At 69.4% G+C, this 11196-nt stretch carries 9 protein-coding genes; 3 read left to right on the plus strand and 6 right to left on the minus strand.

Translation table 11 applies throughout. The features are described from left to right. Position 1: 1 nt before the first annotated feature. Entirely contained in the window at positions 2-415 is a 414-nt protein-coding gene (locus WMF26_RS24670) for a hypothetical protein (RefSeq protein ID WP_438002298.1), read from the minus strand. 168 nt (positions 416-583) lie between these two features. Further along, positions 584-964 carry a hypothetical protein gene (locus WMF26_RS24675; RefSeq protein ID WP_438002299.1) on the minus strand — a complete coding sequence of 127 codons (381 nt, stop codon included), beginning with the start codon at positions 962-964 and terminating at the stop codon, positions 584-586. A gap of 505 nt (positions 965-1469) precedes the next feature. Here WMF26_RS24675 and WMF26_RS24680 point away from each other — a divergent pair. Then, entirely contained in the window at positions 1470-1850 is a 381-nt protein-coding gene (locus WMF26_RS24680; RefSeq protein ID WP_438002300.1) for a sensory rhodopsin transducer, read from the plus strand. Positions 1851-1905: 55 nt separating this feature from the next. On the opposite strand, the gene WMF26_RS24685 is transcribed toward WMF26_RS24680, so the two are convergent. Then, on the minus strand, positions 1906-4047 hold the full coding sequence (locus WMF26_RS24685) for a cation:proton antiporter domain-containing protein (RefSeq protein ID WP_438002301.1): 2142 nt from the start codon (positions 4045-4047) through the stop codon (positions 1906-1908). Between the two features lie 241 nt (positions 4048-4288). Between WMF26_RS24685 and WMF26_RS24690 the strand changes: the two genes are divergently transcribed. Continuing rightward, complete coding sequence (locus tag WMF26_RS24690) at positions 4289-5554, plus strand: serine hydrolase domain-containing protein (protein WP_438002302.1); 1266 nt, start codon at positions 4289-4291, stop codon at positions 5552-5554. A gap of 135 nt (positions 5555-5689) precedes the next feature. After that, positions 5690-7189: a DUF6896 domain-containing protein gene (locus WMF26_RS24695; protein WP_438002303.1), complete on the plus strand. Its 1500-nt coding sequence runs from the start codon at positions 5690-5692 to the stop codon at positions 7187-7189. A gap of 176 nt (positions 7190-7365) precedes the next feature. On the opposite strand, the gene WMF26_RS24700 is transcribed toward WMF26_RS24695, so the two are convergent. From WMF26_RS24700 to WMF26_RS24710, 3 genes are read right to left on the minus strand one after another with little or no spacing between them, the layout of a single operon-like run. Then, positions 7366-8487, minus strand: a complete 1122-nt coding sequence (locus WMF26_RS24700; protein ID WP_438002304.1) for a cupin-like domain-containing protein — start codon at positions 8485-8487, stop codon at positions 7366-7368. Positions 8488-8519: 32 nt separating this feature from the next. Further along, a complete protein-coding gene (locus WMF26_RS24705; protein ID WP_438002305.1) occupies positions 8520-10040 on the minus strand; it encodes a tryptophan 7-halogenase in 1521 nt (506 codons plus the stop codon). Between the two features lie 27 nt (positions 10041-10067). After that, positions 10068-11006: a phytanoyl-CoA dioxygenase family protein gene (locus tag WMF26_RS24710; protein WP_438002306.1), complete on the minus strand. Its 939-nt coding sequence runs from the start codon at positions 11004-11006 to the stop codon at positions 10068-10070. Between the last annotated feature and the right edge of the window lie 190 nt (positions 11007-11196).

The raw sequence follows: 11196 nt of genomic DNA on the forward strand, positions 1-11196 counted from the left end.
CCTACCGCGCTCGCCCGGTGAAGCGGGAGGAGATGGCGTCCAGGACATCCTGGATCGACAGGGCCGGAGGCGGATTGTCCGGGTCGTCGAGGGCTCTCTCCACGTAGTCCCCGAGATATTCTGTCGTGAGGAACGCCGTGAGCGCGTTCGTGACCGCGCCGGCCAGCGGGATCAGCCCCAGGGTCAAGCCGAGCATGAGGCGAAGGGCGCCGCCGCCCCAGATGAGCTGGTGCACCTGGGACCACGCCGCCTTCGAGAGAGGCGCGCCTCGCTCCTTCGCGAGCGACGCCGCGAGCAGGTACTGGATCGGAATGACGAACAGCTGGTCCGAGCCCGGGACCGGCTGGACGACGAAGCTGACGCCGGCGGCGCCGGCCGAAAACGCCTGTGTGGTGAGCCGTGCGCCGAGCCTCATGGAGGAAGCTTAATGCACGCTCGGCCGTCGAGAAGTGGCTCGCGCCGCTCGTCTGGTCCGAGGCGAGGGAGCGATGTCCCGCGTCTCCAGCTTCGCGCTGAGCGCCGCGCGCCCGCGCGGCCCGAGCTGGGGCCTGCTGGCGGGCTCAGCGCTGCGGATAGCGCGATGTCACCCGACCGACGTCGGCCCGATGACGGCGGCAGACGATGGCGACTGAGGGCTGCTCTGCTTCTCGGCGGTGATGAGCAGCTCGAAGTTGGCATACGGCACGGTCGTCTCGGCCAGCTTGCCTCTTCGGCTGTCAGCATTGTAGTCGAGCACTCCGACCCGTCGCCACGGGGACTCGGAGCTCGGACGCTGCCAGACGACGAACCGCTCGCTGCCGGCCTCGATCCGCTCGGGCGGCGAGAGGTGAACGACGTCCACCGCCAGCCGCGTGGTCGCGGCGTCAGGGTCGACGTCGGCGGTGACGCGCGCATCGGCGCCGGGCGCGAGCCGCGTGCCCTGCACGGTTTTCTCGCTCGGACCGCCGCAGCCGGCGAGCGCCATGCTCGCGAGAAGACCGAGCGTGAGCCCTATCCGGCGGCCGAATCGTCGGCCCGTCTCAACGTGTTTCATCTCGCCACCTCGATCGCCTCTCTGCTTCACGGCGGACCCACTGTCCCTCTCGGGCCCGCGTCCGGGCTGGCCGGCACCACAGCCGCCCGGCCGTGTCGTCGCGGTTTGAGCAAGCGTCGTGCCGCGGTGGGATGTGAATCGGCGGGTGGCGGTGACGTGAGGACAACCATGACCGCGCAGCGCTCCCGCCGGCGTGCCGAGGCGCCGGCGGACGTCGCGATGTCACGATCGGGATCAGGCGCGGGGCGGCCTCGTCGCGCCGGCATCACGTGTCCGGTCGCGCGCTTTCAAAGCCCGTCGGCGCTCGGCGCGCCGGTCGGCAGGGAGCGCTCGGCGAGGATCCTCAGCCATGGATCCCCGAGCGCGTCGAGCGAAGAGGCCATCGCTCCTGGACAGCAGAGGGAGGCTGCCAAAGAGGAGCCAGGAGGGAGGACACATGGACAAGTCGATCGGGCGGACGCGCTGGGCAATCGCAGAGGGCTACATCCCAGGCCGGAGCAACGGACCCGAGCCGCAGATGACGAGCCATGAGACGGCCTGCCTGTTGAATGCATCGGACCGGGACGCGCAAGTCGCCATCACCGTCTACTTCAGCGACCGCGACCCCGCCGGGCCTTACCGGGTGACCGTTCCAGCGAGGCGCACCCGGCACGTCCGGTTCAACGATCTGACCCACCCCGAGCCGATCCCGCGCGATACGGACTATGCCAGCGTGATCGAATCGGACGTCCCCATCGTCGTGCAGCACACCCGGCTCGACTCGCGTCAGGCGGAGAACGCGCTGCTCAGCACGATCGCCTACACGGACCGGGAGTGACGATCGTCGGCAGAGCCGGGCGCTCGCTCCCTCACGGGCGAGCGCAGTGGAAGCCTCACCTCACCTGCTCTCGAGTCCCTCCGTGCGCGACGAGCAACGCGACCGGCACCCGGCTCCGGACCACCACCGACTCGACCGTGCTCCCGAGGTAGAGCCGGCCGAGCGGCCCATGGTCGTAGCATCCGAGCACGAGCAGATCGTAGGTAGCGCGCGCGAGCTCCCGCGCTATCTCGTCGCTCGGGCGCGCGCCCACGTGCACGCGCGACGAGACGCGCACGCCGAGCCGGCGCCCCCGGAAGACCGCCTCGTCGACGACGCTCCGCGCCACCGCGCGCACCCGGGATGGCTCGCGATCGCGCCAGACGACCGCGCCCGGATCGGTCTGCGCGCTGCTGAGCAGCACGAGCTCGGCGTCCCACGCCAGCGCCACGTGGGCCGCGAGATCGGCGGCGGCGAAGGAGTACTCGAGGCCAATGATCGGGACGAGGATCCGCCGCGCGGAGGCGCGCTCCGCCGCCGGAGGGTCGCCCACCACGACGAGGACGTTGGACTCGGCCCGCTGGACGATCGCGTCCTGCAGGCGGCCAAACGACATTCCCCGCGCGCGCGCCGGCGATCGCGCGCCGATCACGAGCAGATCGTGATCCCCCGAGGCGCGCAGGATCGCCTGGAGCGAGCCGCGCAGCTCGCGCTTTTGCCGCCAGACGCCGACGCGGAGGCGCGCGCCGAGCCTCGCGAGCCCCCGGCTCGCCTCCCCCGCGGCGCGCGATGGGCCGGGCGCCTGCTGCTCCACGGAGAGCTCCGTGATGTCGACCGTCTCGCCGAGCTTTCGCTTGGCGGCGACGATGCTCTCCACGATGTCCGTGGCGAACCCGGGCAGGGCGTGCGCCACGATCGGGACGAGGATCCGCTCGACCCCGGGGATGTACGCGCGCCGCGCGGCCTCCTCGCGCTCGAGGCGAGCCGACTCCTCCTGCGTCGGAGGCGCCCTTTTCTCGAGCCAGATGAGGAGCGCGGGTGAGACGGTCACCGTGACCAGCGCGACGACGGCGTACATCGTATAAGCCTCGTCGGAGAGGAGCCCGAGCTCGACGCCGACGATCGCGACGATGAGGTCCGTGCCGCCCTTCATGTTCAGGCCCACCGCCACGAGCGCCGCCTCGCTGCTCCTGAGCCCGCCGAGCCGCGCGCCGAGCGCGGCGGGGACGACCTTCGCCGCCGTCGCGATCGCCAGCAGCAACGCGACCGTCCCCCACGCCGCCGGCGTGCGCAGCTGCGACACGTCGACGCGCATGCCCGCGAGGACGAAGAACACAGGCGCGAAGAGGCCCGCCACGAGCGTCTGCACGCCGTCGAGGAGAGGGCGGTTGGTGCGAGGAGCGTTGTTGAGCAGCACGCCGAGCGCGAACGCGCCGAGCAGCGGGTGCAGGCCGAGCCGCTGCGTCAGCGCCGCGGCCAGGAACGTGAGGACGAGGACGAGCGACACCTGTCCCTTGGAGACGCGCGTCGCGTCGGCCACCCAGCGCATCGCGAGGTGGGTGAGCCGCCGCCCGACGAGCACCATGAACAGCAAGAATCCGCTCGCCAGGAGCGCGCTCCGGGCGACCGCCAGCGCGGGCGACGCGCCGTAGCTCGACGACGTCATCGCGACGAGCACCCAGGCAGCGACCTCGCTGACCACCCCCGCCGCGAGCGTCACCTGCGCATAGCTGCGGCGCATCGACTCGCGCTCGATCAGCACCTTCGCGATCACGCTGACCGCCGTCACCGAGAGCACGATGCCGAGGAAGAGGCCGCTCGGGAGGGGCCGATCGAGCACGAGCGCCGAGAAGGCGGCGCCCGCCGCGAGCGGGGGCGCGATCGCGCCGAGCGCCGAGAGCGCCCCGGGGCGCGCCTCCTTGCGCAGGATGCCCACGTCGACCTCGATGCCCGCCATCAGCAGCAGGAGGAGCGCGCCTATCCAGGAGATGCCCGAGAGCACGACCCCGACCGCCGGATCCTGGAAGAGGGCTCGATGGAACCCGGGCGCGAGCGCGCCGACGACGGAGGGGCCCAGCACGACGCCGCCGAAGAGCTCCCCGAGCACCTCGGGCTGGCGCAGCCGCCGCGCGAGCTCGCCGGAGGCGCGCGCGGTCACGAGGATGAGCGCGAGGGTGACGAGCGAGAGCAGGACCTGCCGCTCGGTGAGGCCGTGCATCAGGGTGGGTGGCTCCTCGGTGTGGGTGCAGGCCGGACATGGCAAGCGGCGTGCTGAGCGCGGGCGAGCGAGCTTTGCTCGTCCAGGGCGGCGCCCGAGCGGACGGCCAGGCGGAGCAGCGCCCGGCGGCGATCGCGACGGGGCACCGATGATTTTTTCGGGCGCGGGCAGTCAGTGCTCTCGGCAGGGGCAGGCGCCCCCGCTCGGAGAGGCATCGACGGTCATGAGAAGGCGGGAGTTTATGGGAGCTTTGATCAGCGTGGCGGCGCCGGGGTGCGCGTTGGGCGGGGCCGAGGAGGAGGGGCAGCCTGGGCAGGACGCGGGGGCCGGCGCGCTGGCGCCCGCGCGCGAGGTGATGGCGGCGGAGGTGGCGGCGGGGCAGATGCCGGGAGCGGTCTGGCTGGTCGCGCGCGGCGACGACGTGCGCGTGGACGCGGTGGGCGTGACCGAGCTCGGCGGCAGCGCGCCCATGCGGCGGGACACGATCTTCCGGATCGCCTCGATGACGAAGGCGGTCACGGCGACGGCGGTGATGATGCTCGTCGAGGAAGGCAAGCTCGACCTCGACGCCCCCGTCGACCGATGGTTGCCGGAGCTCGCGAACCGGAAGGTGCTGGCGCGCATCGATGGTCCGATCGACGAGACGGTGCCCGCGGAGCGGCCGATCACGGTGCGCGACCTGATGACGTTCACGATGGGCTTCGGGATCTCGTTCGACGCGTCGTCGCCGATCCAGCGGGCCATCGACGAGCTCGGGCTCGTCAACGCGCAGCCGGTGCCGATGACGCCGCACGGGCCAGACGAGTGGATCCGGCGGCTCGGGACGCTGCCGCTCATGCATCAGCCGGGGGCGCAGTGGATGTACAACACGGGGAGCCTGGTGCAGGGGGTGCTCGTGGGGCGCGTGGCCGACCAGGGCTTCGATGCGTTCGTGCGCGAGCGCATCCTCGCGCCGCTCGGGATGCGGGACACCGACTTTCACGTCCCGGCGGACAAGCTCGCTCGGTTCGCGGGCTGCGGTTACTTCATCGACGAGCAGACGGGGGAGAAGACGCGCATGGATCGCGACGGGGCCGAGAGCGCCTATGCCAGCCCGCCGGCGTTCCCTTCGGGCGCCGCCGGGCTCGTGTCGACGGTGGACGACTACCTCCTGTTCGCGCGCATGCTCATGAACGGCGGTGTGCACGAGGGCCGGCGGCTCTTGAGCGCCGCCTCGGTGCGCGAGATGACGGCCGATCACCTCACGCCGGCCCAGAAGGCGGCGTCCTCGTTTTTCCCGGGCTTCTTCGAGACGCACGGCTGGGGTTACGGGCTGGCCGTCATCACGGCGCCGGACGTCGTCTCGGAGGTGCCCGGGCGCTATGGCTGGGACGGCGGGTTCGGGACGTCCTGGATCAATGATCCGGGCCGCGAGCTGATCGGGATCGTGATGACACAATCCGCCGGCTTCCTGTTCTCGGGGGCTCTCGAGCGTTTCTGGCGCAGCGTCTATCTCGCCACCGAATGACCCTGGGCTTTCGGCCCCCTCTCGCCAGCAGGCCTCGTCTACGATGGGATCGATGCTGATTGACACCGCGATGAGGCACGCCTGGACGCCGGCGCTTGCCGCCATCCAGCGGAGCTCGATAGGATTGCGCGCACCATGTTCCACCTGCATACCCTCGGCCAGAGGCTCGCGCAGGCCGCGCAGACGCAGCCGGAGAGCGCGGAGCGCGTCGCGCGGGCTGCTCTCGATCTCGGCGTCGAGCTTCCCGGGGACCCGTGGGCGAGGTGGCTCCTCGTCGCCCTCCATCGCCACGTCCCGCGCCAGCGCTGGGTCGGTCGGATCGTGGAGCAGCACCTGAATGGAGACCTCGCGAGGCTCGCGACGGACGGCGCGCTCGGAGCTCCGGTGGACCGACCCCAAGCGGGGCCGGTCCCTGGTCTGGAGGGCTGGAGCTACTTCTTCCATGGGATCGGCTGTCGCCTGACGCACGACGACGGCACCGAGATCGACGTCGACATCGATGAAAACGGCGCGGACTCGATCGACCCCTGGTTCTACGAGAGCTACCTCGATTCGCTCCCGGAGCCCGAGGGGATCGAGGCTTCGTTGAAGGGCGCCGGAGGTACGGCGGCCTGGTGGATGGCTGATCTTCGCACGCTCAAGGCGCTGAAGCTCATCACGGGCGAGCACCGCGTCGTGCTCACCGCTTCCGGCCAGACGCTCGCGGGCGCGCTCGCGCCGCTCCTCGAAGAGCTCGCACGGTCCGAGTCGCCGCTCCGGCGCGCGTGGCTGGCGGTCCTCCTCGGAGACTTCGTCCGGGCATCCGACGAGCTAGCGTCGCTGGCGGTGCCGGCGAGCATCCAGGCAGCCGCGCAGGCGCAGGTCTCCGAGCGCATATCACGGCTCTCCGGCCCCTATGAGCCCGGCGACGCGGCAGATCTGCGAGCCCTCGCCCGGCTGGGTCGACAGCACGCAGAGAAAGCGGTCCTCGCGCAGCTCCATCGCTCTCCCCTGGACGGCGTCACGAGTGTCGCGCTCGACATCATCGAGGACTGGAGCGATCCTCGCTTCGTCGAACCTCTGCTCGACGTCGCCGAACGCGCGACCGGCGAGGTCCCCCCTGCGCCTCACGTGCGCGCCACGGCCTGCCGGCTGGCCCTCCAGAGCGCCGTCGATGTCGCCCTGTCCAGCATCCTGCGCGGCCGTCTGGTAACGCTCCTCGCGACGACGGCCGGCCATGCGGCCGGCGAGAGCGCGTACATGCTGGCGCTGCTCGATCCCGGCCGAGGGCTGCAGCGCCTCGCCGAAGTCCTGAGCTCGGACATTCCCTTGGCCCGCCAGGAGGCCGCGGCAGGCCTCGCGCTCCTGGGGACCGAGGATGCCCTGGAGATCCTCGGGGAATCCTCATCCCGAGAGGCCCGGATCCTCCTGCGCGCCGTGGAGGGCGAGGCGCCGGAGCCGCATGCGGAGCCGCCCGAAGCGTGGCGCGAGACGTGGATCGAGTGGCGGGGTGAGCGGCGGCGCGTCTACACCATGGAGGAGATCCTCGAGGCGAGCCTGCCCTCGTGGATGGCGTCATGCCTGGAGAGGCTGCGCCGGCGGTACGCGTCCCTCCCGACGGGCCTGCTGCGTTCGAAGATTCGTCGCTCCCCGTGAGCCGTGGGCCCGGCCCTCCGGAGTCTTCACGCGCAGGACCCCTCCGTGCGCGCTCGCCTCAAGCTCATCCAATCGCCGCCCGCGCCTCGCGGCGCCATTGAGGGCTATTTGCAGAGCTTTCGGACGACGAGCGTCGCGAGGCGCTCGCAGCCGCCGCGACGTCCTTGCGCGCGTCGCTACAGCAAGGTCGTCAAGTCCGGCGGGCAAACGGCGTAGGGGATTCGCATCAGAAAGAAATTCACCGAGAACGAAAACGACGTCGACCGGACGTCGTGGAACCACCCCGCAGGCAAGAACAGCATCTCACCGGCGTTCAACGTGACGAACACAGGATCACACTTGGAGGTGACCTGATGCTGCGGCTCGAAGGGATCGACCGTGTTGCACGAGTCGAGCCCGGCATGAATGACCCTCGGTGACAGCAGAGGGGCGTGGTGGGGCGAGACGAGCGCGATCCGCTTGGTGCCGACCAGCTGTGACAGGAAGTTGTCGAGCCAATCGCGATGCAGGGGCGTCTTGGTCCCGGCGGGGCCGATCCAGAACTTTGCATACTGGCACAGGCCCTCGGGAACGAACGGTGGATAATCGAGCCAGAGGTGCCAGTCCCAGGGAACCCCATTGCTCGCGGCATAAGGACGAGGGTCGGCCTGTGCGGAGTCAGCCGGGCCATCACCGTGGGACGCCAGATACTCGGCGAGGCGCAGCTCCTTGGTCTGCATCGTCTCCTTGTAGATGTCCGCGGCATAATTGCCGGTGCGCACCTCGACCGACGCCTCGCCGAGCTCGGAGCGGATCCGTTCGATCGTCCAGGGAGAGGCGTTCCGCTTGGGCATGGCGTCGACGATCACGGCAGGGCGGCTCGCCATCGCGTAGCGCTGGATGAAGTCCGCCGGCGAGATCGCTGCGATGCTGATGCGGTCGACCTCCGCGCCGACCTGGCCCCGGGTGATCTCCTCGATCTGTGCCTTGCCCGCGGGCGAGATCGACATGAACCGATCGCGGAACGAGCTGAGCAGCGGCGGACTGCCGGTCATCGAGACCGGGCCGCGAACGCAGCCCAGGCTCGCAATATCGGCGAGGTCCGCCGTGGACAGGAAGATGCTCGCATCGGGACGACCGTGCTTACCGTCCTCGACACGAAGCGCCTCGCCGTGCTCGGTCCGGTCGACGACCACATAAGCGCTCAGCCGCTTGTCTCGCACGGTGAACTGGACGACGGTCTGCGGCTTTCCGTCGGCGACCGACGGCAGCAGCGTACGGACGATGTCGTGCAGGTTCGTGTGTAGCTCAGATTGCATGCGTGGCCTCGTGTCGAACCAGCGGGCCTCGGCTATCCGCGTTGCCAGGCGAAGCCATCGGTCGAAGGGATCAGGCCCTGGGGTCGCACCGAGCTCTCGCGTGCTCGGCGGTGGCCGAACATCGCTTGCGTCTGGATCTGGCGCACCTCCGCCGTGAAGCCTTCCATGAACTGCTCCGCGTTCGGACCGCCCTCGAGCGTCGCTGGCGCGCTCTGGCCGGGCAGGCCGTCGACCTGCATCGCAAGCTGGTTGCTCAGCATGCCTTCCAACCACTGGCCCATGCCCTGCCGGGAGCGAAAGAAGTCCTCGGCGTGGTTGAACACCGGCTCGTCGACGCTCGATGCTCCCGCGACCAACCGGATGAAGGCGTCGTTGGCCTTCTCGTCGGTGTTGAGCACCTTGCGCGCCTTCCAGAAGTACGAGTCCGCTTCCTGATGCATGTCGTAGAACGACAGCAAAAACTGGTAGAAGTTTCCGAACTCGCGCCGGTAGCGGAACTCGAACTCGTCGAACGCCTCTTCCTCGTCGATGTCACCCGCGAGGCAGCTGTTGATCGATCGCGCCGCCAGGAGCGCCGAGTAGGTCGCCAGGTGAACGCCTGACGAGAACACCGGATCGATGAAGCAGGCGGCATCTCCGATCAGAACCAGGCCGGGCTTCCAGAATCGCGTGTTGCAGTACGAGTAATCCTTGCGGACACGAAATTCGCCGTACACGCCCTCGGTCACGCGCGTGGCGGACGCGAGGTACTCTGCGATGATCGGGCAGGAGTCCACGAAGCTCTGGAACGCCTGCTCGGGCCCATCCTGGATCCGCTGCGCGGCCTCGCGGGACACGACCGCGCCGACGCTGGTGAGCCGGTCGGACAGCGGGATGTACCAGAACCAGCCGTCGCGAAACGCGGCGCACAGGATGTTGCCCGAGCTCGGCGCGGGCAAACGCTTGCCATCGAGGTAGTAGCCGTAGAGCGCCACGTTCTGGAAGAACTGCGAGAACACTCGCTCGCCGACCAGCGCGTAGGTCTGGCCGCGGTGCCCCTCCGAGTCGACGATGTACTTCGCGGTCGCGGTTCGCTCGCTGCCACGGTCGTCGCGGAACCGCACACGAGAGAACCGACCGTCTTCCTGTTCCACGCGCACCACGGGGTGCTCCTCGCGGACGTCGACGCCCTTCTCGCGCGCGGCGTCGAGCAGCATCTTGTCGAACACGCTGCGCTCGACCTGGAAGGCATAGCCGCCAGGGACGCGGGGATTCTCGGCGAACCGGAAGGTCCACGGCTCGGGGCTCTTGCCCCAGCGAAACGTGCCGCCCTGCTTGCGCGTGAAACCGGCCCGCTCGATACGGTCCCTGATCCCGAGCAGGCCGCAGATACCGTACGTGGTGGCGGGCAAGAGGGACTCGCCGATCTGATGGCGCGGGAACTTCTCCTTTTCGAGCAGGAGCACGCTGTGGCCCTGCATCGCGACGAACGAGGCGACGGACGACCCACCGGGCCCCCCGCCTAGAACGATCACGTCGAATTGCTCGTCTTGTTGCGCTGTCGCTTGTGTCATCGCCCAGTCCTCTCGTCGAACGCGGTGCTAGAACAGCCCCAGGCGCTCGCGCATCCGGTTCCACATCAGGAACGCCATGAAGCTGACGAACGAGGTCGCTCGCGCCGGACGCGCGCTGGCCTCGAAACTCGCTATCTCTCCGATCGTCAGCTCGTCCTTGCCCGCGGCGTCGAAGCAGTCGAAGAGCCGCCTGAAGTCGCGCCGTCCATGGGTCATCACGACCGCCTTCAGGAAGCCGCCGCGGACGAGCTCGGCGCGGCGGACCCGGGTCCCTCGGTTCATCATCCGGATCGAAACCGCTATTCGGTGCGTGTCCTTGTCCTCGGTGCGGTGGATCACGTCGCCTCGCAGCAGCAGAAGATCGCCGCGGCCGAGCTGCGGGGTCACGGCCAGCTCGTCGAGCGCATAAGGCAGGACGCCGTGAACACCGCCCGTGTTGTTGTCGTGGACGATCGTCGCGCCATCCTTCACGACGAAGCGCGTCGCGCCGCGCCCGCGGAGCCGGGCGGCGAGCTCCGGGCTACGCGCCGCAAACGCATCGAACGGAATCACGCAAAGGTTGGACCGTTCGCGCACCGGCTTCACGATGGGCACGTAGAAATTCAGATAGTCGTGGTGGTTCTGGTAGGCGAAGTACGACACCGCGTCCTGGTGCCACGCCGTCCCGATCTCACCTTCGGTCGTGAAGTAGGCGCTGCCGAACGCGCAGACCGACGCGATGTCGACCCGCACGCTGCTGGCGCCCGCGACGGCGCGCGCCATGGCCGCCAGCTTGTCGTCGATCGCGCTTCGTGCGCCGGCAGAGACTTGCCGGACTCCGTACGACGTGTCGACCCCAGAACTCGCCGCGTAGTCGGCCTCGAACCGAGCGATTTCTGCGTCGTTCAGAAACGAGCGCACCACCACGTAGCCGGTGGAGTCCAGGTCCTCGAGGCGAGAATGGGTCGGGACGTCGTGGGCGAGCATTCTTCATGTCCATGTCCGCACGACACGCGACTCGTCACCGCACATGCCGAGGATCGGCCGATCGCGATGTGACGAGTCACGCGTCGGGCTGACATTGGAGACAGCCAGCATGCGGACTGCGTGAGACATCATAAAGCCAACACTCCGGATCGTCAAGCCTGTTGCCGCAGAGCGCGCGTGACTGAACGGC

This window comes from Sorangium sp. So ce185, assembly GCF_051526825.1.
GTDB lineage: Bacteria > Myxococcota_A > Polyangia > Polyangiales > Polyangiaceae > Sorangium > Sorangium cellulosum_D.